The 23,061-nt window shown below is 72.0% G+C and carries 21 protein-coding genes and 2 pseudogenes; 13 read left to right on the top strand and 10 right to left on the bottom strand.

Translation table 11 applies throughout. The features are described 5' to 3' along the window. The 3 genes and pseudogenes from KBY19_RS24200 to KBY19_RS24190 all read left to right on the top strand — a co-directional run. Nucleotides 1-583, top strand: a pseudogene (locus KBY19_RS24200) (NAD(P)-binding domain-containing protein); the annotation flags it as partial. Nucleotides 584-682: 99 nt separating this feature from the next. Then, the gene (locus KBY19_RS24195) at nt 683-1,039 is read left to right on the top strand and encodes a helix-turn-helix transcriptional regulator (protein WP_099883163.1); all 357 of its coding nucleotides are present in this window, start codon (nt 683-685) and stop codon (nt 1,037-1,039) included. Nucleotides 1,040-1,041: 2 nt separating this feature from the next. Next, nucleotides 1,042-1,554: a GNAT family N-acetyltransferase gene (locus KBY19_RS24190; RefSeq protein WP_210966699.1), complete on the top strand. Its 513-nt coding sequence runs from the start codon at nt 1,042-1,044 to the stop codon at nt 1,552-1,554. Nucleotides 1,555-1,734: 180 nt separating this feature from the next. Here the strand turns inward: KBY19_RS24190 and arsB are convergent, their stop codons facing one another. Beyond that, nucleotides 1,735-2,835 carry an ACR3 family arsenite efflux transporter gene (gene arsB / locus KBY19_RS24185; protein WP_099883161.1) on the bottom strand — a complete coding sequence of 367 codons (1,101 nt, stop codon included), beginning with the start codon at nt 2,833-2,835 and terminating at the stop codon, nt 1,735-1,737. Next, nucleotides 2,832-3,146, bottom strand: a complete 315-nt coding sequence (locus KBY19_RS24180) for a helix-turn-helix transcriptional regulator (protein ID WP_099883160.1) — start codon at nt 3,144-3,146, stop codon at nt 2,832-2,834. Before KBY19_RS24180 ends, arsB begins: the two co-directional genes overlap by 4 nt. Nucleotides 3,147-3,381: 235 nt before the next feature. Here KBY19_RS24180 and KBY19_RS24175 point away from each other — a divergent pair, with 235 nt between their 5' ends. Next, a complete protein-coding gene (locus KBY19_RS24175; protein WP_210966698.1) occupies nt 3,382-3,810 on the top strand; it encodes an arsenate reductase ArsC in 429 nt (142 codons plus the stop codon). Nucleotides 3,811-4,022: 212 nt separating this feature from the next. Here the strand turns inward: KBY19_RS24175 and KBY19_RS24170 are convergent, their stop codons facing one another. Together KBY19_RS24170 and KBY19_RS24165 are read right to left on the bottom strand one after the other, a co-directional pair. After that, nucleotides 4,023-4,640, bottom strand: coding sequence for a restriction endonuclease (locus KBY19_RS24170; RefSeq protein ID WP_307842455.1), 618 nt, complete (start codon nt 4,638-4,640; stop codon nt 4,023-4,025). A 297-nt stretch (nt 4,641-4,937) separates the two neighbouring features. Then, entirely contained in the window at nt 4,938-5,354 is a 417-nt protein-coding gene (locus KBY19_RS24165; protein ID WP_210966697.1) for a Fur family transcriptional regulator, read from the bottom strand. Nucleotides 5,355-5,626: 272 nt separating this feature from the next. Between KBY19_RS24165 and katG the strand changes: the two genes are divergently transcribed. From katG to KBY19_RS24130, 7 genes and pseudogenes are all read left to right on the top strand, one after another. After that, complete coding sequence (gene katG, locus KBY19_RS24160; protein WP_210966696.1) at nt 5,627-7,855, top strand: catalase/peroxidase HPI; 2,229 nt, start codon at nt 5,627-5,629, stop codon at nt 7,853-7,855. A 558-nt stretch (nt 7,856-8,413) separates the two neighbouring features. Further along, on the top strand, nt 8,414-9,343 hold the full coding sequence (locus KBY19_RS24155; protein ID WP_099883155.1) for a D-alanyl-D-alanine carboxypeptidase family protein: 930 nt from the start codon (nt 8,414-8,416) through the stop codon (nt 9,341-9,343). Nucleotides 9,344-9,541: 198 nt separating this feature from the next. Beyond that, entirely contained in the window at nt 9,542-10,198 is a 657-nt protein-coding gene (locus tag KBY19_RS24150; protein WP_210955967.1) for a class I SAM-dependent methyltransferase, read from the top strand. A 183-nt stretch (nt 10,199-10,381) separates the two neighbouring features. Continuing rightward, on the top strand, nt 10,382-11,071 hold the full coding sequence (locus KBY19_RS24145) for a response regulator transcription factor (RefSeq protein ID WP_210966695.1): 690 nt from the start codon (nt 10,382-10,384) through the stop codon (nt 11,069-11,071). Between the two features lie 35 nt (nt 11,072-11,106). Further along, nucleotides 11,107-12,225, top strand: coding sequence for a sensor histidine kinase (locus tag KBY19_RS24140; RefSeq protein ID WP_210966694.1), 1,119 nt, complete (start codon nt 11,107-11,109; stop codon nt 12,223-12,225). A 404-nt stretch (nt 12,226-12,629) separates the two neighbouring features. Continuing rightward, nucleotides 12,630-12,809 (top strand): annotated as a pseudogene (locus tag KBY19_RS24135) (phosphatase PAP2 family protein); the annotation flags it as partial. An 84-nt stretch (nt 12,810-12,893) separates the two neighbouring features. Then, the gene (locus KBY19_RS24130) at nt 12,894-14,525 is read left to right on the top strand and encodes a bifunctional phosphatase PAP2/diacylglycerol kinase family protein (protein WP_210955964.1); all 1,632 of its coding nucleotides are present in this window, start codon (nt 12,894-12,896) and stop codon (nt 14,523-14,525) included. Nucleotides 14,526-14,544: 19 nt separating this feature from the next. Here KBY19_RS24130 and KBY19_RS24125 read toward each other — a convergent pair whose 3' ends face one another. The 6 genes from KBY19_RS24125 to KBY19_RS24100 form a co-directional block, all read right to left on the bottom strand. Further along, nucleotides 14,545-14,976, bottom strand: coding sequence for a hypothetical protein (locus KBY19_RS24125; protein WP_210966693.1), 432 nt, complete (start codon nt 14,974-14,976; stop codon nt 14,545-14,547). Between the two features lie 59 nt (nt 14,977-15,035). Further along, the gene (locus KBY19_RS24120) at nt 15,036-15,926 is read right to left on the bottom strand and encodes an alpha/beta fold hydrolase (protein WP_210966692.1); all 891 of its coding nucleotides are present in this window, start codon (nt 15,924-15,926) and stop codon (nt 15,036-15,038) included. 83 nt (nt 15,927-16,009) lie between these two features. Continuing rightward, complete coding sequence (locus tag KBY19_RS24115) at nt 16,010-16,360, bottom strand: hypothetical protein (RefSeq protein WP_210966691.1); 351 nt, start codon at nt 16,358-16,360, stop codon at nt 16,010-16,012. A 77-nt stretch (nt 16,361-16,437) separates the two neighbouring features. Continuing rightward, nucleotides 16,438-19,137 carry a SpoIIE family protein phosphatase gene (locus KBY19_RS24110; RefSeq protein ID WP_210966690.1) on the bottom strand — a complete coding sequence of 900 codons (2,700 nt, stop codon included), beginning with the start codon at nt 19,135-19,137 and terminating at the stop codon, nt 16,438-16,440. Between the two features lie 204 nt (nt 19,138-19,341). Next, the gene (locus tag KBY19_RS24105; RefSeq protein ID WP_099886671.1) at nt 19,342-19,875 is read right to left on the bottom strand and encodes a hypothetical protein; all 534 of its coding nucleotides are present in this window, start codon (nt 19,873-19,875) and stop codon (nt 19,342-19,344) included. A gap of 364 nt (nt 19,876-20,239) precedes the next feature. After that, nucleotides 20,240-20,593, bottom strand: a complete 354-nt coding sequence (locus KBY19_RS24100; RefSeq protein ID WP_210966689.1) for a hypothetical protein — start codon at nt 20,591-20,593, stop codon at nt 20,240-20,242. A 141-nt stretch (nt 20,594-20,734) separates the two neighbouring features. Between KBY19_RS24100 and KBY19_RS24095 the strand changes: the two genes are divergently transcribed. Beyond that, nucleotides 20,735-22,051, top strand: coding sequence for an aromatic acid exporter family protein (locus KBY19_RS24095; RefSeq protein ID WP_307843605.1), 1,317 nt, complete (start codon nt 20,735-20,737; stop codon nt 22,049-22,051). Nucleotides 22,052-22,445: 394 nt separating this feature from the next. Continuing rightward, the gene (locus KBY19_RS24090) at nt 22,446-22,952 is read left to right on the top strand and encodes a polyketide cyclase (protein ID WP_307843604.1); all 507 of its coding nucleotides are present in this window, start codon (nt 22,446-22,448) and stop codon (nt 22,950-22,952) included. Nucleotides 22,953-23,061: the final 109 nt, after the last annotated feature.

The following is a 23,061-nucleotide window of genomic DNA, read 5'->3' as shown; positions in this document are numbered from 1 at the left end:
GCGCGTGGTCGTGGTCGGCGGCGGCAACTCCGCCGTCCAGGTCGGCTACGAACTCGCCCGGATCGCCCAGGTCACGCTCGCCACCCGCGCCCCGATCCGGTTCCTGCCGCAGATCAGGGACGGCAAGGACATCCACCACTGGACGGCCACCAGCGGCTTCGACCGACTGCCGCCCGCCTGGCTCGCCCGAGCCGTTCCCGGCACGCTCGTCATGGACACCGGCGACTACCACCGCGCTCTGAAGAAGGGCCTGCTCGAGCGGCGGGAGATGTTCGCGGCCCTGGACGGGGAACACGTCGTCTGGACCGACGGGGAGCGCGAGCGCGTCGATGTGGTCCTGCTGGCCACCGGATACCGGCCCGACCTGCCCTATCTGCACCCGCTTGGCGCCCTGGACGAGAGCGGCATGCCACTGCACAGCGGCGGCCTGTCCCTGACCCACCCCGGCCTGGTCCACCTCGGCCTGGAGTTCCAGCGCTCCTTCGCCTCGAACACGCTGCGCGGCGTTGCCCGGGACGCCGGGCACGTGATTCCACCGCTCGTCGCCCACGTCCGCAAGGCCCCTGCGGCCGTCGGCCTGTAAGCAGGGGGACACGAGTTCAGGGGTGCGGCACCAGCGCCCGGAAGGCAGTGGCGTTCCGCACCCCTGGCCTACTGTTTCGACCCGTGTCAAAATAGAGGCATGTCGAAGACGAGTCTGCCGCTGGCCGAGGTGGTGCCGTGCTGCCCGCCGCTGACCGAGCGCCCCATGACCGCGGAGGAGGCCGAGACCGCCGCGCGGATGTTCAAGGCGCTCAGCGACCCGGTGCGGCTGCGGCTGTTCTCCGCGGTCGCCTCCCACGCGGGTGGCGAGGCGTGCGTGTGCGACATCTCCGACGTCGGCGTCTCCCAGCCGACCGTCTCCCACCACTTGAAGAAGCTGAAGGAGGCCGGGCTGCTGCTCTCCGAGCGGCGCGGGACCTGGGTCTACTACAGCGTCGCCCCCTCCGTGCTCGCCGCGATGGGCCAGATCCTGACGACAGCCCCCGCAGCCGCCTGACGATGAGCCGCCCCGACCCGTCGAGCACGCGCGTCGTCCCACTGACCCGTGAGCACGCCGACGACGTACTGGCGATCTACCAGGCGGGCATCGACGAGGGCAACGCCACCTTCGAGACCACCGCCCCCACCTGGGACGCCTTCGACGCGGCCAAGCTGCCCGACCACCGCTTCGCCGCCCTCGACGCGAACGGAACGGTCCTCGGATGGATCGCGGCCACCAGGGTCTCCGACCGCTGCGCCTACGCCGGCGTGGTCGAGCACTCCGTCTACGTCCACTCTGGCGCACGCGGCCGGGGCATCGCCTCCGCGCTGCTCAAAGCACTGGTCGACTCCACCGAGGCCGCCGGGATCTGGACCATCCAGTCGGGCATCTTCCCGGAGAACACCGCCAGCCTCGCCGTCCACCAGCGCGCCGGATTCCGCGTCATCGGCACCCGCGAGCGCATCGGCCGCCACCACGGCCGCTGGCGCGACGTCGCCCTGGTCGAGCGCCGCAGTCCGGCGATCGTCTGACCCGCGCAGCACGGAACCGGGCCGGCTGTCGGATGCGGTCGGCCATCGTCGCCGGCGCGCCCATGCCGTGGAGAAGATCCTCGACCGGGTTCTGCCGGTTGGCGGACGAGAGTCCCGTCCGAGCGCACCCGGCGGCGAGCCCTGCCTGGCCGCCGCCGACCACCACGTCGGCCTGCTGCGTCACCGCCCGGCGAACTTCCCGCGCCAGGCCAGGGATACGTAGACCAGCGCCACCAGCACCGGAACCTCGATGAGGGGGCCGACGACGCCGGAGAGGGCCTGGCCTGAGGTGACGCCGAAGGTGGCGATGGCGACCGCGATGGCCAGCTCGAAGTTGTTTCCGGCGGCGGTGAAGGCCAGGGTGGCGGTGCGGTCGTAGGCCAGGCCGAGCGCCTTGCCGAGGGCGAAGGTGCCGAACCACATCAGTGCGAAGTACACGAGCAGCGGCAGCGCGATGCGGGCCACGTCCAAGGGCTGCGAGGTGATCGTCTTCCCCTGGAGGGCGAAGAGCAGCACGATGGTGAACAGCAGGCCGTAGAGGGCCCACGGTCCGATCTTGGGCAGGAACTTCTGCTCGTAGGGTTCGCGGCCCATCTTCTTCTCGCCCAGGCGGCGGGTGAGGAACCCGGCCAGCAGCGGGATGCCGAGGAAGACGACGACGTTCAGCGCGATGTGCCACACGGAGACGTCCAGGCCCTGCCCGTCGCCGAGGTTCAGCCACTGGGGCAGCAGGTCGAGGTAGAACCAGCCGAGCAGGCCGAAGGCGAGCACCTGGAAGACGGAGTTGAGGGCGACGAGTACGGCGGCGGCTTCCCGGTCGCCGCAGGCCAGGTCGTTCCAGATGATCACCATGGCGATACAGCGGGCCAGGCCGACGATGATCAGTCCGGTGCGGTACTCCGGCAGGTCGGGCAGGAAGAGCCAGGCGAGGGCGAACATCACGGCCGGACCGAGGACCCAGTTGACGACCAGGGACGAGATCATCAGCCTCTTGTCGCCGGTGACCGCGTCGAGCTTGTCGTAGCGGACCTTGGCCAGGACCGGATACATCATGACCAGCAGGCCGACGGCGATCGGCAGCGAGATGCCGCCGATCTCGACCTTGGACAGCGCGTCGTTCAGACCGGGAATCGCCCGGCCCAGGCCCAGCCCGACGGCCATGGCGGCCAGGATCCACACGGCCAGAAAGCGGTCGAGAGTGGAGAGCTTGCCGACGACACCCCCGACTGCGGCGGGGGCGTCGTCCGCGGGTGGGCTGGTGGTCTCTTCGGTGGTGCTCATGGGCAGGCCCTCTTGATGTCGGCAGCGGCGGTGGCACGGGCGGTCTCGGCCAGGTCGGTGAACTGCCCGGCCAATGCGGCGATGACGTCGGACCGCAGGCGGTAGTAGGTGAAGCGGCCGCACGGCTCGGTCTCCACCACACCGGCCTCGCGCAGCACCCGCAGATGGTTGGACAGATTGGTCTGGCGCGCGCCGGTCTCCTCGACCAGATGCGTGGTGCACAAGGTCTCACGCGCCAGCAGGTGCACGATCTTCATCCTGAGCGGGTCGGCCAGCACCCGGATCAGGTCAGTGTCGACTGACGTCAGCATGGACTGATACTGTCACATCATTCGAAGCTGATGCCAACCCGGCCCCTGGCCGCCGCCCGGGACGGCCGCCGTCCACCCGAGCGCCCGGACGCGTTCGCCCGCATCCGGGCGGCCCCGGACACGGGGTGACCCGAGCGCTGTTCGTGTGCAGCCACGGCACGGGCCGCTCCCCGCCGGCCGCGGCCCCGCTGAAGCGCACCGCGAAGCCGCTGAACCGACCGCGAAGGATGAACTGATGCCCTCCACCCCCGCCGCGTCCGTGCTGTTCGTCTGCGTCCACAACGCCGGACGCTCGCAGATGGCAGCAGGATTCCTCACCCACCTCGCGGGCGACCGCATCGAGGTCCGCTCCGCGGGCTCGATCCCTGGCGACCAGGTCAATCCGGCGGCCATCGAGGCGATGAGGGAGGTCGGCATCGACATCTCCGACCAGAAGCCGAAGGTGCTCACCACAGAGGCCGTCCAGGCGTCCGACTACGTCATCACCATGGGCTGCGGCGACGCCTGCCCCGTCTTCCCCGGCAAGAAGTACCTCGACTGGGCACTGGAAGACCCGGCAGGCAAGGGCGTGGAATCCGTACGCCCCATCCGCGACGAGATCAGGACCCGCATCGAGGCACTCATCGCCGAGATCGACGCGGCGGGCCCCGCGAGCACCAGGTGACAGGGGAAAGGTGAGCGGCGACCAGCCGCGCCCGGCCGCGCAGACCGCCGGCCTCGCCTTGCGCCTGACCACCACCGTGCACGACGCACGGCACGGGACCCACGACACGGCACTGCGCGGACGGCGGCAGGCCGGAGCCCGGCAGCCGGTGACGATCCGTACGCGGCGGCCCACCGGCCTCCGGGGCCGCGACACCGCGCAACCCCTGAGCGTTATGCCCGGTAGGTCTTCTTCCACCGCGTGCGGTGCCGTCCATCGCCCTGCCCCGCACCGTTGACGCCGATCAGCGACTCCAGGGAAGCACCGTTGTTCCACATGCCCAGATGGTCACGGTGGACGGCGAGAATGCCGTGCTCCACGGCGAACGCCTCGGAGGGGCGGCTGAAACGGGTGGTCGTCACGAAGACGGCCACATCCGCTGCGAAGTGCACCTTGGCGCCCAGAAGGTCCCTCATCTCCCGGCTGGCGATCGAGCTGCTCGGCGCGTAGCGCTTGCACTGGATCACCATGGAGCGGCCGTCCGGCAGACGCCCCACGACATCGGCGCCGTTGTCGTGGGAGCCGCCCACCCGGCGCACTGCCGTGCACCCGTCCCTGCGGCACAGGTCGGCGACCAACTCCTCGAAGTCCCTCCCCGTCATCACGTCCACCTCGGCGAGAGTGCGACGGCCCGCCTTCACGGCCTCCTCCGCCCGCCAGCGACGGTCACTGCCCCGTGCGGCGCGGTCCTTGCGCCACAGCCACCAGCCGGCAGCACCGACGCCACCCGCGAGCGCGGTTCCCGCGAGATACGGCCAGATCGTCGACCAGAAGGCCACCAAAAGAACCAACGACAGTCCTGCTGCGATCGCGGCTGCTTTCCGCCGCGCCGCGCGCCGCTTCCGTCCAACCGATCGCCGACCCCGCCGTCGAGCAACCATCCCGGTCCCCCACACGCCCGCCCCGCGCCCCTCGTCTCCGTAACAGTCTGGGCAACTCTCGGCAGGCCGGGAAGAGCGCCTGTCAGTTGCAGCCGTCTCCGGTCGGTCACGGCCGTGGGCCGGCCTCCCGGCCTGGAGGGCACAGCCGCCGGAGACGAGCACATGGGGACCGGGGCTCGGAGACCGGGCGCCGGGGCCGGGGGCGGGTCAGGTGGTGGTGCAGTCGGGGCACAGTCCCCGGTAGGTCACCTCGACGTCGGAGACGGTGAACCCGAACCGTTCGGAGTCGGGCAGTTCGGCCAGCGGATCACCGGTGGGGTGCACGTCGCGGATGGTGCCGCAGCGCGAGCACAGCAGATGGTGGTGGGGCCGGTGAGCATTCGGGTCGTAGCGCTTGGCCCGGTCGTCGGTGGCCACCTCCAGCACTTCGCCGAGCGAGACGAGCTCACCGAGCGCGTTGTAGACGGTGGCGCGGGAGATCTCCGGCAGCCGGGCGGTGGCACGGGTGTACACCTCGTCCGCGGTGAGGTGGACGTGCTCGCCGTCGAGCACCTCGGCGACAACCCGGCGCTGGGCGGTCATCCGCCAGCCACGTCCGCGCAGCCGTTCCAGCAGGTCACTCATGACCACCAGCCTAACCATCGTCTGCCGAGGGAAATCCTTACGGGTCTGGCTTCCGTATTGACTTGGAATTTGTCCATCGTAGGATCGGCTCCAGCGACAGCCAAGGGGCAGGACACAGCAGGAAAACACGTGACGGTTCAGCAGTTGGCCCGCTCACAACCGCATCCGCGACCCGGTCGAGAAGGCGGCGGTCTGCACGGGAGCTGTGCCCCGGCTGTTCCACCACCGGCATTTCCCGAGCACCGTGATCCGCCCAGTCCGGAAGGATTCCCATGACTGAGAACCACGACGCGATCGTCACAGACGAGAAGCCGGAGGACACCGCCGGCTGCCCCGTCGCGCACGGTCGCGCCCTGCACCCCACCCAGGGTGGTGGAAACCGCCAGTGGTGGCCCGAGCGGCTCAACTTGAAGATCCTCGCCAAGAACCCCGCCGTGGCCAACCCCCTCGGCGAGGACTTCGACTACGCCGAGGCCTTCAAGTCCCTCGACCTCCAGGCCGTGAAGCGGGACATCGCGGAGGTGCTGACCACCTCGCAGGACTGGTGGCCCGCCGACTTCGGCCACTACGGCCCGCTCATGATCCGGATGGCGTGGCACAGCGCGGGCACCTACCGGATCAGCGACGGCCGCGGTGGCGCCGGTGCCGGGCAGCAGCGGTTCGCCCCTCTCAACAGCTGGCCGGACAACGGCAACCTGGACAAGGCCCGCCGGCTGCTGTGGCCGGTCAAGAAGAAGTACGGTCAGAGCCTCTCCTGGGCCGACCTGCTGATCCTCACCGGCAACGTCGCCCTGGAGTCGATGGGGCTGAAGACCTTCGGCTTCGCCGGTGGCCGCGAGGACGTCTGGGAGCCGGAGGAGGACGTCTACTGGGGTCCCGAGACCACCTGGCTCGACGACCAGCGCTACACCGGCGACCGCGAGCTGGAAACTCCCCTCGGCGCCGTCCAGATGGGCCTCATCTACGTCAACCCGGAGGGCCCGAACGGGAACCCGGACCCGCTCGCCGCGGCCCGCGACATCCGTGAGACGTTCCGCCGGATGGCGATGAACGACGAAGAGACGGTCGCCCTGATCGCCGGCGGCCACACCTTCGGCAAGACCCACGGCGCGGGCCCGGCCGACCATGTGGGCAACGACCCCGAGGCGGCCTCGATGGAGGAGCAGGGCCTCGGCTGGAAGAACAGCTTCGGCACCGGCAAGGGCCCGCACGCCATCACCTCCGGTCTGGAGGTCACCTGGACCGCCACGCCGACCCGGTGGAGCGACGGGTTCTTCAAGAACCTCTTCGAGTACGAGTACGAACTCACCCAGAGCCCGGCCGGCGCCAACCAGTGGGTGGCCAAGGACGCCCCGGAGATCGTCCCGGACGCGCACGACCCGTCGAAGAAGCACCGCCCGCAGATGCTCACCACGGACCTGGCGCTGCGCTTCGACCCGGTCTACGAGCCGATATCCCGCCGCTTCTACGAGAACCCCGAGGAGTTCGCGGACGCGTTCGCCCGGGCCTGGTACAAGCTCACCCACCGCGACATGGGCCCCAAGTCGCTGTACCTGGGCCCGGAGGTCCCCGAAGAGACCCTGCTGTGGCAGGACCCGCTGCCCGAGGCCGAGGGCGAGACCATCGACGCCTCGGACATCGCCGCCCTCAAGGCCAAGCTCCTCGGCTCGGGGCTGTCCGTCTCGCAGCTGGTCACCACCGCCTGGGCGTCGGCCTCGACCTACCGCGGCAGCGACAAGCGCGGCGGCGCCAACGGTGCCCGCATCCGCCTGGAGCCGCAGCGGGGCTGGGAGGTCAACAACCCCGACGAGCTGGCGACGGTGCTGCGCACCCTGGAGGGCGTCCAGCAGGAGTTCAACTCCGGCGCCGGCGCCAAGAAGGTCTCCCTTGCCGACCTGATCGTGCTCGGCGGCTGCGCGGCGGTGGAGAAGGCGGCCAAGGACGCCGGCGTCGACATCGAGGTGCCGTTCACCCCGGGCCGGGTCGACGCGACGGAGGAGCACACCGACGCGGAGTCGTTCGCCGCGCTGGAGCCGAACGCCGACGGGTTCCGCAACTACCTCGGCAAGGAGGCCCGCCTGCCGGGCGAGTACCTGCTGCTCGACAAGGCGAACCTGCTCACGCTGAGCGCGCCCGAGACGACGGTTCTCGTCGGTGGCCTGCGCGTGCTGGGTGCCAACCACGACCAGTCGAAGCTGGGTGTCTTCACCGACACCCCGGGCAGGCTGACCAACGACTTCTTCGTCAACCTGCTCGACATGGGCACGGCGTGGAAGGCGGCCTCCGGGGACCAGAACACGTTCGAGGGCCGGGACGCCGCCACCGGTGAGGTCAAGTGGACGGGCAGCCGTGCCGACCTCGTCTTCGGTTCCAACTCCGAGCTGCGTGCGCTCGCGGAGGTCTACGCCTGCGACGACGCCAAGGAGAAGTTCGTCACCGACTTCGTCGCGGCGTGGGACAAGGTGATGAACCTCGACCGGTTCGACCTCGTCCAGTCGTGAGCAGGTGACCGCGGGCGCCTGAGCCGGACGGCCGCCCCGGGCAGCTGAGCCCGGACGCCGCCTCGGGCACCTGATCGCTCAACTCCGCAACATCGGGCCGACCGTGGGCCCCGACCGTTCGCCGGTCGGGGCCCACGGCGTTGTGCGCCTCCGCCGTGGGCGGGTCCGCGCCGGTCGGGCGCCGCGGCGGGGCCCGGCAGCGCCCCGGCCGCGCACGGCGCCGACGCGGCGCGCCCGGTCAGCGTGCACGAACCCGGGGCCGGGACCCGGCGGAACGCCGGTCGGAGCGCCATCCGGAGAGCCGGTTGTAACGGGGCGCCCCCTCAGCAGCGCGGAATCCGCGGAACTCCCCCTCCGCCACGCCGGTTCGAGCCCTGAAGCCCTCTGAACCATTCGGTCCCCGGAGCCGTGAACTTTTCGACCGGACCAGCCATCCAACACCGGTGTCCGACCCGATCACCAGGGCTGGTTACGCACACACGCCACGCCCCGGGGCGCTTCCGGTGCGCCCGCAGCACCGCAGTTCCCCCCACGATGCGCAGATGCGGAGCTTTCTCCATGACTGCAAAACTCCTGACCGTACGCAAGACCGTTGCCGCCGTCGCCGTCGGTGGCACGCTGCTCGTCGGCACCCCGCTGGTCGCCAAGGCCGTCACCTCCGGGGACCCGGCACCCACGGTCACCGCCAAGGGCGCCACGCTGGTGGACGCCGAGAGCGGCGACTCGCTCTACGGCAAGGACGCCGACAAGCCCCGCCCGATGGCGAGCACCGCGAAGATCATGGCCGCCACCGTGGTGCTGGACACCGAGAACCTCGATCTGGACCGCAAGGTGACCGTCCGCCAGCAGTACCGCGACTACGTCACCAAGCACCACGCCAGCACCGCGGACCTGCAGACCGGCGACCGGGTCACCGTCCGCCAGCTGCTCTACGCTTCCCTGCTGCCCTCCGGCGCGGACGCCGCGTACGCCCTGGCGGACACCTTCGGTACCGGCGCCACCAGAGCCCAGCGCGTCAAGTCGTTCGTCGGCAAGATGAACGCCACGGCCCGCCGACTGCACCTGGACAAGACGACGTTCGGCACGTTCGACGGCACTCGCGACGACTCCAGCACGCCCGTCGAGCTGGCGAAGCTGACCCGGCACGCCCTGCACAACGACACCTTCCGGAAGGTCGTGGGGACCGAGAAGTACAAGGGCGACGCCCCGGCTGCCAACGGCCGCACCCGCACCTACACCTGGACCAACACCAATCAGCTGCTCGGCGCGTACGACGGTGCCATCGGCATCAAGACGGGCACGACCGACGAGGCGGGCAAGTGCCTGGTCTTCGCGGCGACCCGCGACGGCAAGACCCTGGTGGGCACCGTGCTGAACAGCAAGGACCGCTACCAGGACGCCGCCAAGCTGCTCGACCACGGATTCGGCTCCGACAGCGCGAAGAACCTCAAGATCCGCGAGCTGCCGACAGGCGCCCAGCAGGACTGACGCCAGGACCGGCGTCCAGGACCGGCGCCCAGAACCGACGCCACCGGGCTGCCATGGTGAGTGCTCTTCCCTCACTCTTCCGGTGCGCCGTCCGCCGGGTCCCTTGCCCGGATCCCGTCCCGGTGCTCGACTACGTAGCCGCGGGACGGCCGGAAGGGGCGCCGCGGCCCGCGTACCCGACGCACGCGAGGAGTGCCCGTGAACACGGACGCCACGCCGCCCACCCGGCGGGACCTGCAGCATCCGGGCTTCGCCCGCCAGTACCTGAGGATCGCCGCCGAGATGGACAGGCGCGGCGGCAGCGCGCACCGGCGGCAGCTGCTGGACGGGCTGAGCGGGCGGGTGCTGGAGGTCGGCGCGGGGCAGGGGCGCAACTTCCGGTACTACCCTTCGGCGGTCACCGAACTCGTCGCCCTCGAACCGGAGGACACCCTGCGCGCCGCCGCGGGGCAGACGGCCGCCGCTGCGCCCGTGCCGGTCACGGTCGTCGCGGGGCAGGCCGGTGCGCTGCCCGCGGGGGACGGGACGCTCGACGGTGTGGTCTTCTCCCTCGTGCTGTGCAGCGTTCCCGACCCGGGCGCCGCGCTGGCGGAGGCGGCGCGGGTGCTGCGCCCGGGCGGGCAGTTGCGCTACTACGAGCACGTACGGTCACGCCGCCGGCTGGGCGGTCTGGTGCAGGACGCCATCACACCGCTGTGGGCCCGGGTGGGCGGCGGGTGCCACCCCAACCGCGACACCGAGGCCGCCATCCGGTCCGCCGGTTTCACCCTGGACCGGGCCGACCGCTTCCCGTTCGCACCCTGCACGTTCACACCGCGCCTCGCGCATGTGATCGGCGTCGCGACCAAGGCGTGAGCGCGCGGAAGCGGGTCCCCCGCCGGGCCACAGCCCACCCCGCCGACCGGCGGGGTAGCGGACACACCGATCTCCTCTGCAGGTCGCACCGGCCGCCCGCCGCCCTGCCGTAGCCTCTCCGAAGGGCGGGGAGGAGTTGGTCCGGGGAGGGAGCAGCAGGCACAGGACGCAAGGAGCGCGACGGTGATCCGGGTCGTGGTCGTGGACGACGAGGAGCTGGTGCGCTCCGGGCTGCGGCTGATCCTGGGCACTGCGCCGGACATCGAGGTGGTCGCCGACTGCGGCGGCGCCGCGGCGGTCGACAGGGTGCGGGCCCACCGTCCGGACGTGCTGCTCCTGGACATCCGGATGCCGGACGTGGACGGGCTGACCGTACTGCGCGAGCTGGAGGCCCTGCCCGAGGCGCCGCGGACCGCCATGCTGACGACGTTCGACGCGGAGGAGTATCTGGGCGCCGCGCTGCACGCGGGCGCGGCGGGCTTCCTCCTCAAGGACACCGCGCCCGAACAGCTGGTGCACGCCGTGCGGGTGCTGGCGGACGGCGGGCGGGTGCTCGCCCCCGGGGTGACGCCCACCGTGATCGGCGGCTATCTGGGCGGCAGACCCGACGCGGACGCCAGGCACCGGGTGGCCACGCTCACCGACCGCGAGCGGCAAGTGCTGGCCCTGGTCGGCGAAGGGCTGTCCAACAGCGGGATCGCGCGGCGGCTGCACCTCGCGCACGGCACCGTCAAGGACCACGTCAGCGCGCTGCTGGCCAAGCTGGGCGGCGTCAACCGGGTGCAGGCGGCGGTCCTCGCCGACCGGGCCGGACTGGTGGGACAGCTCTCGGGCCACTCACCGGACGGCTCTCCCGACGGCACGGCGCCGTGAAGCTCCCGAACGGTCGGGCGTCCGCTCGAAGCCGGATGCACGGCCTCGTCCGCCTCCTCCTTCCGGTGGCGCTCGGTGTCGCCGACGCGTTCCTGGTCAACGGCGCCCGCCCCGGCCCGGAGCTCGGGGTGTCCCTGGCGGCCGCCTTCGCGCTGCTGGTCAGGCGCCGGTGGCCGGTGGCCGTGCTCGTGGTCACGCTGCTGGGGATCTACGTCGGCTACATCTGGTTCGCTCCGCTGATCGCCCTCTACACGGTCGCCTCCCGACGCGTCGGCACCGGCTGGGCGGTGGCCGGTGCCGTGGCGCTGGCCGTCGCGCACTACGTCCCCTACCCCCTCGACGGCTTCGCCCCGTCCTTCGGCCGCCAGGACGTCCTCGACGTGCTCGACTCGTGCGCCCAGGGCGCGGCGCCGGCCGTGTTCGGGCGCTGGACCCGTACCCGGCGGCAGCTGCACGAGCGTGTCCAGGAGCTCACCGCGACCCGGCACCGGGAGGCGGAGCTGCTGGCCGAACGCGCCGTGACCGTCGAACGGGCCCGGCTGGCGAGGGAGATGCACGACGTGGTCGCACACCAGGTGAGCCTGATCAGCGTGCAGGCGGGTGCCCTGCGCGCGACCTGCCGCGACGACGGGTCCCGGGATCTGGCCGAGACCGTGCGCGAGCTCGCCGTCAAGACACTGACGGAGCTGCGGCACATGGTCGGCGCCCTGCGCTCCGGCAGCGGTACGGGAACCGGGACGGCCCCGCAGCCCAGGCTGGTCGACCTGCCCGTGCTGACGCGGGAGAGCGGGCTGGACGTCACATTGGACCTCGACCCGGAACTGGAGTCGCCCGCCGCCCTGCCGGAGGCCGTCGAACGCGCCGCGTACCGCACGGTCCAGGAGGCGCTGACGAACGTGCGCAAGCACGCGTCCGGTGCCGTCGTCCGGGTCGCGGTGCGGATGGACGGTGCCGGTGGCGCGGGCCGGCAGCTCGCCGTGGAGGTGCGCAACGGCCCTCCCGCTGCCGCGCCGGAGCCGCAGGAGTACCCGGAGGGCGGTCACGGGCTGCTCGGTCTGCGGGAGCGTGCGCTGCTGCTCGGCGGCGCCTGCCACGCGGGACCGACCGAGGACGACGGCTTCCTGCTGAGCGCCTCCTTCCCCACCACCTGCTGAGACGGGCGCGAACACCGTGCCCGTCCACGACCTGCTCCACGCCCCGCCGGTCCGGTTGCTCCGCGTACGCCGGTCCGCCTGCTCCGCGCCACCCGCTCGGCGGCGTTCCGCGCGCCCGCCCGGTCGCCCCCGGCTCTACTTGAGCCCCGGAGGCCCACAGGTACCGGATGGCCTTCGATCTCGCGCAGTCGCACAAGGAGCCCACCGATGAGCGGGGAGTTCCCTCTGGACCCGGCCGAAACCGCCGAAACCCCGGGGCCCTCCCACGTGCCACCGACCGACGACGCGCCCGACGCCCTCGCCCCGCGAGGGCTCCACAGGCGGTCGGCGCCGGTCCCGGTTCCGGTCCCGGTGCCCCCGAGGAGCGGGACGCGGCCGCGCGGCGGACCCGGCGCACGGGTCGAGCGCTCCCGGCGGGCGCGGCGGTGCTCAGCCTGCTGGCCGGGGGCAGCCGGGTGCATCTCGGCGTGCACCGGCCCACCGACGTGATCGGCGGGCTGACGCTGCGCACGGTGGTCGCCCTGCTGGTCAGCACGGTGCACAAGCTGTGGGAAGCACCCCGCCCCGGCCACTCCTCGCGGTGAGTACGGTGTGTCCTGCACGCCACCGGGCACTCCGCCTGTGACGTTCCAAGGACGCGACGGACGCGAGGGAAGCGAGGGGCACCGATGGAGACCCACCGGGCAGGGAGCGGGAGTCCGCGCGCCGGTGCCGAGGGCGTACGCGCCACCGTCAGCAGGACGCTCGGTACCTGGGACCGCGCCCTGTTCCGCAGCGTCGCCCAGCGCCACTGGCCGCGCGGTGAGGGGGTGCTCCCCCGGCTGAGCCGTTCCGCCGATCACAGCAAGCTGTGGCTGGGCACGGCGGCGGCCATCGTGCTCTCCGGGGTCGGCGGGCCCCGTGCCCGGCGCGGCGCGCTACGCGGACTGGCCTCGGTCGCGGTGGCCTCCACGGTGGTCAACACCGTCGGCAAGGGCGCGTTCGGCCGCACCCGCCCCGTGCTGGACGAGGTACCGGTGATACGCCGTCTCAAGCGGCTGCCGGTCAGCACCTCCTTCCCCTCCGGGCACTCGGCGTCGGCCGCCGCCTTCGCCACCGCGGTGGCGCTGGAGTCACGCGGCTGGGGCGCGGCGGTCCTGCCCGTGGCCGCCTCGGTGGCCTTCTCCCGCGTCTACACCGGCGTCCACTACCCGAGCGATGTACTGGTGGGCGCCGCGCTCGGCACCGCGGCCGCCTTCGGAGTACGCGCGGTGCTGGACACCCGGCGCCCGGTGCCCCCGGCCCAGCCCCTGGTCGAGGCGCCGGCGCTGCCCGCCGGGCGCGGTCTGTCGGTGGTGGTCAACCCGGGCTCGGGCTCGGCGGCGTCCGCCCGCGAGATCAGCGAGGCGCTGCCCGCGGCCCGCGTCGTCCACTGGGACCCGGACGCCGGATCGCTGACCGAGCTGCTCGGGGACGAGGCGCGGCGCGCGGCCCAGGAGGGCGGGGCGCTGGGGGTCTACGGCGGTGACGGCACGGTCGGCGCGGCGGCGCGTGCCGCGCTCACGCACGGAGTGCCGCTCGCGGTGCTGCCCGGCGGCACCCACAACCACCTCGCCCTCGATCTGGGCATCGGCCGCTGCGCCGACCTGTCCGACGCGGTCGCCGCCGGACACGCCATCGCGGTGGACGTGGCCCGCTTCGCCCCACCGCGCGGGCGGGGCCGCCGGGCAGCGGCGGAGCCGGCGACGGAGCCGCAGCCGGAGTCCGCGAAGGACGCTTCGCTCGAACCGGGCTACTTCGTGAACACCTTCAGTCTGGGCGCGTACGGCGATCTGGTCGAGGTACGGGACCGCTGGCGCGACCGGATCGGTCCGTGGGCGGCCGGACTGGTCGCCGCGGTGCATGTGCTGCGCCATTCGCGCCCGTTCGAGGTGCGGGTGAACGGGCGGCTGCGGTCGCTGTGGCTGCTGTTCGTCGGCAACTGCTCGTACCACACGGTCGGGGGCGGGCCCGGTGGGGCGCGGCGCTTCAACCTCTCCGACGGCATGCTGGACATCCACCTCGTCCGGGCCGGCCGTTGGGCCCGCACCCGGCTGGTCGCCTCGGCCCTCGCCGGCGTACTGCACCGCTCCCCCGTGCACGCCGCCGCGCGCGGACGCCGACTGCAGCTCGCCGGGATACCGGAAGGCACCCTGTGCTCCTACGACGGCGAGACGGCACCCTCGGCGCCGACCCTGCTCATCGACAAACCCGCCACCTCGCTGACCGTCTACCGGCCCCTCCCCGGCTGGCTGAACGGATCGGCGCTGCCGGAGGGTTGAGGGCGGCGCTGCCCGCCGTTCACCCGCTCCAGGGCGGCAACGCCGACGACCCGGCCACCCGACTGCGGACGCCGCGCACCTGGAGCCCCTCCACCAACGAGCTACGGTTCCGCTCCGAGCGCTGGTCCGGGTGCCGACGGGACGTAGCGGCCCCGCCCCGGTGGAGGGCGAGGTTGCGGACGATCGCGGGGCCGAGGGGAGCGCCCCCGTGTGCGCCGACGCGCACCCGGGGGTCCAGCGCGGCCCCGCAACCGCGCAGCACGTCGGCGACCTCGTCCGCGCCACCGTCGATCGCGGCCCACCAGGTCCAGCGGGGGCGGGTCTGCTCCCGGAGGGACTTCCACAGGCTGGGGAGGAAGGAGGCGTACGCGGCGTGCACAGCGGTGACCACATCGACATCAACCCTGTCCGCTCGCGGCGTCCGGTTCCGTATCGGTCCATCGCCGTACATATGCCATACGCTATAGGAACAGATGTACGGCTGATGTACGAGAACGGTCGTGCAGGACCTCAGTCGGCGGCCAGCACCTCACGCAGGGTCGTGGCGAAGGCCTCCGGTTCGCCCTGCTGGCCGAACTCGCCGCCGAGGAAGCCGCCGTGGTGGCTGGGGAAGGCGGTCAGCGCGATGCCGAGGCGGTCGGCGATCCGGGCCGCCGCGCGGGCCGCGAACTGCCCCTCGGACTCCTTGCCGGCCGCGACGACGAGGCGGGTCGGGGCGGCGCGGAGGGCGTCGAAGTCGGGTCGGTAGCCGGTGCAGCCGCGCATGTTCTGCCCCAGCAGCGGGTCGTCACGGTTGCCGTCGTCCTCGGTCGGCAGCCCGAAGGCGGCCGGGTCGGGCGCCTGCTGCTCGGCCCAGTCGGCCGAGAACGGACCCGTTGCGCTGGTCAGCGCGATGAACTTGGCCATCGCCGGCCCCATTCCGCTGCGCCGGTAGGTCTCGTGGATGTCCTCGCAGGCCGCCAGGGCGTGTTCCCGGTCCGGCAGCACCTGCGCGGTCGGCGGCTCGTGGGCGACCAGCGTGCGCACCAGTTCGGGGTGGCCGGCCACCAGGGCGAGCCCGTTCACCGCGCCGCCGCTGCTGGCGAACATCTCCACGGCACCGGCGCCGAGATCCTCGATCACCCGCCGCAGATCGTCGGCGTGCTCCTCCGGCACGGTCTCCTCGGCCCCGTCGGTACGGACGCTGCGGCCGACACCGCGCGGGTCGTAGGTGACCACCGTGCGATCGGTGAAGTACGACCGGAGGGAGCCGAACCCCTCGGCCGCCATCGGTGAGCCGACCAGTATCAGCACGGGCCGGTCTGTCGCACCGGCGCCCTGACCGCCCTTCAGCTCACCGTGGATGTCGTACCGCAGCGTGGCACCGGGAACCTCCAGGGTGCGGGTCTCCAGCTCGGACATGGCCCCTCCTTTGTCGAAAGATTGCTCGACAGAACAGACCGGCCGGCCCGCGAGAACTCATCGCCGTACCGCTCGCTGATTCGCTAGCACGCCGTCCAAGGCACCCGGCAGACATGCGGACCGTTCCCCTCCGGGCACAGACCGCGGACGATGCCTTTGCGCACCGCCCGCCAGACCCGCAGCGAACACCTCACCCGCACCGCGACCTCCAGCGGCCGCCGCCTGCCAGCGTCCTGGCCCGGATGCTCGATCTCCCACTGCTCCCGCAAATCGCCGTGCAGATACTCCGCCGTGCAGCCGTCGTCGAGTCGGTCGCGCTCCTGCAGCGGGCCGACCACCGGCACACGCCGGGCGGCCAGCTCCCGCCGGATGACGTTCCGGACGAACTGCAAGCCCTCTTCGTCGGCGAAGACGCCGAATCGCAACCATCGCACGCTGTCACGCTACCCGCCCGGCCCGGGCCGCCGCGCCGTGCGACAGGACCGGACGAGGCGGACAGCCTCAGGTGTGCTCAGGACTGACGTTCGGAGTGTTCCGGCGGCTCAGGAGGCCCGGACGGCACCGGCGGCTCAGGGATCGCGGGGAGGGCCTGCTCCGCCCAGATGATCTTCCCGGCCGGGGTGTACCGCGTTCCCCACCTTTCGGCCAGCTGGGCGACGAGGAAGATGCCGCGCCCGCCCTCGTCCGTCTCGGCCGCGTACCGCATATGGGGCGAGGTGCTGCTGGTGTCCGAGACTTCGCAGAAGAGGCTGTGGTTACGGATCAGCCGGACCCGGATGGGCGGCGTGCCGTAGCGGACGGCGTTGGTGGCCAGTTCGCTGAGCACCAGCTCGGTGGTGAACGCCGTCTCCTCCAGCCCCCATTCCACGAGTTGGTCGGTGGCCGCGGCACGCACCCGCCCCACCGCCGTCGGATCGGGTTCGAGGTCCCACTGGGCGACCTGGTCGGCGCCGAACAGCCGGGTGCGGGCCACCAGCAGAGCGACATCGTCGGACGGATGCGCGGGCAGCACCGTCCTGAGGACCTCCGTGCAGGTCTGCTCCGGCGTCGGGCCGCTGCCGGCGAGCGCCTGGCGCAGCAGGTCGAGGCCCGCCTCGACGTCCCGTCGGCGGTCCTCGACGAGGCCGTTGGTGTAGAGGACCAGCCGGCTCCCCTCGGGAAGCTGCCGCTCGACCGCTTCGAATCGCATACCTCCCACCCCGAGCGGCGGGCCGGGCGGCAGATCCAGGAACTCCACCTCCCCGTCCGGGGTGGCCAGCGCGGGCGGCAGATGCCCGGCGCGGGCCAGCGTGCAGCAGCCGCCGACCGGGTCGTAGATCGCGTACAGACAGGTGGCCCCGGCCACGGGGGTCCGGTCGGGTGCCGTCTCCTCCTGATCGATACGGGTGACCAACTCGTCCACGCGGGCCAGGAGTTCGTCGGGCGGCAGATCCAGGTCGGAGAGGGTGTGGATGGCCGCCCGCAGACGGCCCATGGTGGCCGTGGCCTGGAGACCGTGGCCCACGACGTCTCCCACCACCAACGCGACGCGGAACCCGGTCAGCGGAAGCACGTCGAACCAGTCCCCGCCCACCAGGGCCTTGGCGGGCAGATACCGGTGCGCCACCTCCAGCGCGCTGTGGGTGACCTGGGCGCCGGGCAGCAGATTCTCCTGGAGCGCCATCGCGGTGGCGTGCTCCCGGGTGTAGCGGCGGGCGTTGTCCACGCCGAGAGCCGCACGGGCGACGACTTCCTGGGCGAGGAAGAGGTCCTCCTCCCCGAACGGTTCGGAACCGCTGCCGCGCCAGAAGTTGACCATCCCCATCAGCACCCCTCTGGCCCGCAGCGGGACGAGGATCAGGGAGTGGATGCCGTAGTCGACGACCCGCCGCGCCTGCTCCTGGTCCACCGCCATCCACGAGCGGGAGGCGGTACGCAGATCCGCCATCAGCACGCTCCCCTCGCCGCCGAGCACCCCGGCCTGCGGCGTGGTCGGCGGCAGGGTGAGCTCGGCGCCCGCCGGAAAGAACGGGTGATCGTCGCGGACGCCGTGGATCGCGGCCCGGCGCACCGGCACCAGGCCGTGCACCAGGGCCGGCTCCTCGCCCCGCAGCACGGGCTCCGCCAGATCGACGCTGGCGAAGTCGGCGAGCCGCGGCACCACGACCCGGACCAGTTCCTCCGCCGTCCGGGTCACGTCCAAGGTGGTGGCGATGTCGGCGGCGGCGTCGTAGAGCAGTTCCAGTCGCCTGCGCGCAGACTCGGCCTTGCCGGTTAGTACGTGCAGCTCGGTGGAGTCGCGCAGGGTCACCACGGTGCCGCCCGGAACGCCGTACTCGTCGGTGCGGCGCTGGTTCACGGCGAGCAGCCGGTCACCCACCGTGATCATCTCGTCAGTGGCCTCCCGCCCCGACAACAGCAGTGCCGCGCTGCCCCGGGGCAGGTCCAGCTGGTCCACCCGGGCGCCCTCGGCGTCCGGCGGCAGTTCCAGCAGGCGGCGGGCCTCGTCGTTGACCAGCGTCAGCCGCCGGTCGCCGTCCACGAGCAGGATGCCTTCGCGTGCCGCGTGCAGCACCGCGTCATGGTGCTGGTACTGCCGGGCGATCTCGGCCGGATCCAGCCCCAGCGTCTGCCGACGTACCCGGCGCGCCAACAGGGCCGAGGCGGCGGTGCCGATGGCCAGCGCCAGCACCGCCAGTCCCACCAGAACCGGGATCTGGCGCGAGGCCTCCGTGCTGACCTGACGGAGCAGGACACCCACCGAGACGAGCCCCACCACCCGGCCGTCGTCCTCGATCGGTGCCACGGCACGCACGGACTCGCCCAGCGTGCCGCGGTAGGTCTCGGTGAACGCCCTGCCGCGCTGAGCCTGCTCGATGTTCCCGACGAAGTGCTGCCCGATCCGGTCGGGATTCGGGTGCGTGTAGCGGATGCCCTTCGGGCTCATGAACACCACGAAACTGCTTCCGGTGTCCTCCTGGATCCTCCGCGCCACGGGTTGCAGCAGACGGGAGGGATCGGAGGACTGGACGGCGCCGACCACACCGGGCGCCCGGGCGAGCGTCCGGCTGATCGCGAGCATCCGGTCGCGGCTCTCGGCGTTGGCCGCCCGCAACGAGAAGCCGATGCTCACCGCGGCGCCTATACCGACGACGAGCACCACGACCCCCACCTGGAGCAGCAGCATCTGCCCTGCCAGACGCCAGCCACCCCGTGCAAGGACAGGTCTCATGTCGTCACACTCTCGCTCGCCCGCACGCCACCTTAGGGTGTATACCGTTGCATTACGGGACAAGACTGGCGCAGACACGCACGGACAGCCCCTTCGGCGTCCTTCGTGTCCTTCGTGTCCTTCGGCGTCCAACGTGTCCGTCGGCGTCCCCCTGCCGCGCCAGGACCGGTCTCCGGGGTCGGGTGCCGGTAGGGCCGGCCGGGCCTAACGTCCGTAGGTCTCGCGGCGCGGCGGTGGTCCGACATCCGCGTGCCGCCCCGGCCGCATCGCCGCGTGCAGCAGTCCAGGAGCGGGATCGGAGCGGGTGGCGAGCGCGTCGGCGACAGCCCCCGTGGCGAGCGCGTAGACGGCCTTGTGCAGGAGGTCCACCGCCAGTTCCGAGCGCGGCCAGGCCGGAGGCGGGGCACCGACGCCCGTGGCGTTCTCCAGGATCTGGTCGTTCGTCAGCCGCACCACGGCGAACTGCGCCGACGACCACGGCCCGCGCAGCCCGGCGTGGGCCATCACCGACCGCAGCACGCCCAGCAGCGCGCCCTGGCCGAGGTGCATGGCCCAGTTCACCGCCACCGGCTGCCGCCCCGGCCGCTCCGGCATCCCCGTCAACCGCTCCAGCGTCCGGGCCGGGACGTGGGAGTCGGGCCGACCGGTCAGCCGTTGCTCCACCTTCTCGCCCAGCGTCATGACCGCGACCCCGGCCGCCCCGGCGAGGAGTCCCTGCCACAGTGCGCGCTTCATCATGCCGTCACGGATACCCCGCGGCCGGGCGTCCGCCGACGGACCCGCTGCGGCCGACACACGCTCGGCAGCCCTCTCTCATCCGGATGCACCGCACATCCCCTGCGGGCAGCCGCCGCGACCATGGGAAGGCGCCGAACATCGGAAGCGCCGCGAACACGGCGAGCGCCGCGGACACCGGGGGTGCCGAGCGCACTGAAACACAAGGCGGCACCGGCGGCTGTCGGACCAACCTGCCGGTGCCTGCGCGAAGGACGTCACTTCGCGCCTCCCGGTGCGTTGCCGCGTACTCCGGGCGGCAAACAGGCCACGGCCGAATGTGACCTCCCGGATGCGGAAACGTTGCGCGCCGGTGCCTGCCCGGCCGTCATCTGCCCGAGGAGGAACCCGTGGAGGAGACCGCGTCGCGAGCACGGTCCAGCACGGAGGCGAAGGGGCCCACCGTCCACTGCAGAGCCGGAGAGCCGGCCGCTGTCGGGTGGGGTCGGGTGGGCGCGGTCTTCTCCACCGCCAGAATGCGCTCACCCATCTTGGTGCGGTCCTCCTCGCTGAGCCGGGTGCGCAGCGCGGGGAACTCCTCCTGCTCCTCGTGCTCGGCGTGGTCGGCGTGGTCGCTGACGGACTGCTCGAAGTCGGCCAGCAGGCGGGTGAACCTCCCGCTGCCGACTTCCAGCTGGTTTCCCCTCGCTCGGGCCTCAACCCGCACCGCCTGAGACTTCACCCTCGGCGTTTGACCGAGGGCGGCGTGTCCGACCCCGGCTCCCCGTGCCGGGGCTCCTGGGAGGGAATGAGCCGGTGTTCCGAGGGGTAACCGGCGCGCCGGGCCGAAGAAGGTCTCCGATGCCGAGCGAACAGTTGAGCGGTGGGAGGGCGAACGGTGCGGGTGGTGGGCGGACGGGACACGGACGCGGCGCGGGGCGAACCGAAGAGGCCACAGGGCGACGGACCGAAAGGACCGCCGGGCGACGGACCGAAGGGGCCGCCGGGCGCATGGGCGCGGTTGGCGCGGTGGGCGGCCCGCGCGAAGAGGCCGGGCGGGCCGGAGCGTCACGCGCTGGAACAGGTCGGCAAGGGCACGGTGGCGGCCACCGTCTCCTGGTGGATCGCCCACGACCTCGTCGGGGCCCAGACGCCGGCCTTCGCACCCTTCTCGGCCGTACTGATCCTTCAGCTGACGGTCTACCAGTTCCTGTGGCAGGCGCTGCGGTACATGGCCGCGGTCTGTGCGGGGGTGGCGGTGCAGTCGGCGCTGGGCTTCCTGGCCGGACCCGACCTGATGACCTTCCTCCTGGTCGCGCTGATCTCCTTGGGCCTGGCCCGTTGGAACCGGCTCGGCTCGCAGGGCACCCAGGCGGCCACCGCGGCCTTCTTCGCCTTCTCCACCTACTCCGCCTCGACCAGTGACCCGCAACGGATCCAGCAGCTTTCCCTGATCATCGCCATGGTCGGCATCGGCTGCGGGGTGGGCCTTCTGGTCAACGTCCTCATCTTCCCGCCGATACGTCACCGCAGCGCCGAAGAGGGCATTCGCCGCCTCGCCGCCTCACTGTGCTGCCTGCTGGCCGACATGTACCCGGCGCTGCGGAACGCGGAACTCGACGAACGGCGCACCAGCGGGTGGCGGCAGCGCGCCGCCGACCTGGGCGAGACCGCCGGCCGGAGCCAGGCCGCTTTGCGCACAGCGCAGGAGAGCAAGCGCTACAACCCCCGCCTCCTGCTGTCCCGCCGCCGGCACCACCAGCACTTCACGGCCTACGGCGAGATCCTCAACGCATTGGAGCGGGTGACCTATCAGGTCGCCTCGACCACCCGCAGTCTCCATCACTGGCCGGAGGACGAGACAGGCGACGAATGCCGCGACTTCCTCAAGAACTTCGCCGAGCTGCTGGAAGCCCTCGCGACGATCATCGACCACTTCGGCGGGATCGACGAGAAGCAGCTCCCGCACCAGGCCCGGGAGCTGTGCGAGGCCGCCGAAGCCGCCCAGCACAGGCGTGTTCAGCTGATCGAACGCACCCGGAACACGTCGCTTCCCCTGAGCGACCCCTCCCGGCCGTACGGGATCCTCCTGGCCGAGGCCACCCGACTGATGGACGAAGCCCAGTACTCCTGCGACACCGTGCAGCACGCCGCGCACCAGAACCAGACTCCCCACGCCTGCCCCGCGAGCCGTACGTAACCTCCGCACCGTGCGGGACAGACGCCGCCGTGCGGACCTCCGGTTGAAGAGGGCACGCCACCCACTCCCGGGCCGAAGCCCCACACGGGGGGGGCGAGAACCTGTCGGTCAGCATCAGCATCCCGGTCCAGGCGGGTGCGGACGAGAAGGTCACGGTGGGCCCCGTCGGCACCGGCAAGCAGCAGGAGCCGAGGCGGGAAGGCCCGCCCCACCGCTGCCAGCCGCACCCCGCACGTCATACGCCGTACGTCATACGCCGCCCGCCGAACGCCTGCCGCCACCGCAGAGCCCCGGGAGGTGACCGATGAGTTCCGTCCCGCCACACCGTCTGCACCGTGGAAGCCTCCCCTTCCGCACCTGCGGGAGACCGGGGACGAGACGACAAGGAGCGAGCGTGCACACCACCGATCAGGAGTCCATGACCCAGGAGAACGTGAGCGCCACACTGACTGTCGACGTGCCCGCCACGAAAGTGTTCTCGGTGCTGTCGGACCCGGTGACCCACTCCGCGATCGATGGCACCGGCTGGGTCCAGGAAGCTGTCGACCGGGCGCCACTGACCGAGGTGGGGCAGATCTTCCGGATGGACATGTACCACGCCGACCATCCCGACGGTGACTACCGGGTGGCCAACAAGGTCCACCTGCTCGCCCCGCCCCTCTCCATCGGCTGGCTGACAGGGCAGGAGAAGGACGACGGCCAGCTGGAGTTCGGCGGCTGGAGCTGGCGGTACGACCTTGCGCCGCTCGGCCCGTCGAAGACCGAGGTCACACTCACCTACGACTGGTCGGCGGTGCCGCAGTCCATCCGGGAGTACATCCGGTTCCCGCCGTTCGCCCCTGAACACCTCCCCGACTCGCTGCGCCACCTGGCCGAGCTCGTCTCCGACAGGGGCAGGTGACGTCGCCGGCCAACGGGCCGTACGCCATGAGGAGGTCACGGGCCCCTTCGCCGCTGCGCACTTGCCGGGACACGGCAGCCGCTGTCCCGCCCAGGCTGCCGTCCGACCT

This window comes from Streptomyces sp. B15 (assembly GCF_018070605.1).
GTDB lineage: Bacteria > Actinomycetota > Actinomycetes > Streptomycetales > Streptomycetaceae > Streptomyces > Streptomyces smyrnaeus.
The sequence above is the reverse complement of the archived record's forward strand: the minus strand, read 5'-3'. Positions and strand labels throughout refer to the sequence as shown.

Coding starts and splice junctions, on each gene's coding strand:
- KBY19_RS24195 (WP_099883163.1), top strand. CDS start 683: ATGTCGAAGACGAGTCTGCCGCTGGCCGAGGTGGTGCCGTGCTGCCCG.
- KBY19_RS24190 (WP_210966699.1), top strand. CDS start 1,042: ATGAGCCGCCCCGACCCGTCGAGCACGCGCGTCGTCCCACTGACCCGT.
- arsB (WP_099883161.1), bottom strand. CDS start 2,835: ATGAGCACCACCGAAGAGACCACCAGCCCACCCGCGGACGACGCCCCC.
- KBY19_RS24180 (WP_099883160.1), bottom strand. CDS start 3,146: ATGCTGACGTCAGTCGACACTGACCTGATCCGGGTGCTGGCCGACCCG.
- KBY19_RS24175 (WP_210966698.1), top strand. CDS start 3,382: ATGCCCTCCACCCCCGCCGCGTCCGTGCTGTTCGTCTGCGTCCACAAC.
- KBY19_RS24165 (WP_210966697.1), bottom strand. CDS start 5,354: ATGAGTGACCTGCTGGAACGGCTGCGCGGACGTGGCTGGCGGATGACC.
- katG (WP_210966696.1), top strand. CDS start 5,627: ATGACTGAGAACCACGACGCGATCGTCACAGACGAGAAGCCGGAGGAC.
- KBY19_RS24155 (WP_099883155.1), top strand. CDS start 8,414: ATGACTGCAAAACTCCTGACCGTACGCAAGACCGTTGCCGCCGTCGCC.
- KBY19_RS24140 (WP_210966694.1), top strand. CDS start 11,107: ATGCACGGCCTCGTCCGCCTCCTCCTTCCGGTGGCGCTCGGTGTCGCC.
- KBY19_RS24130 (WP_210955964.1), top strand. CDS start 12,894: ATGGAGACCCACCGGGCAGGGAGCGGGAGTCCGCGCGCCGGTGCCGAG.
- KBY19_RS24125 (WP_210966693.1), bottom strand. CDS start 14,976: ATGTACGGCGATGGACCGATACGGAACCGGACGCCGCGAGCGGACAGG.
- KBY19_RS24120 (WP_210966692.1), bottom strand. CDS start 15,926: ATGTCCGAGCTGGAGACCCGCACCCTGGAGGTTCCCGGTGCCACGCTG.
- KBY19_RS24110 (WP_210966690.1), bottom strand. CDS start 19,137: ATGAGACCTGTCCTTGCACGGGGTGGCTGGCGTCTGGCAGGGCAGATG.
- KBY19_RS24105 (WP_099886671.1), bottom strand. CDS start 19,875: ATGATGAAGCGCGCACTGTGGCAGGGACTCCTCGCCGGGGCGGCCGGG.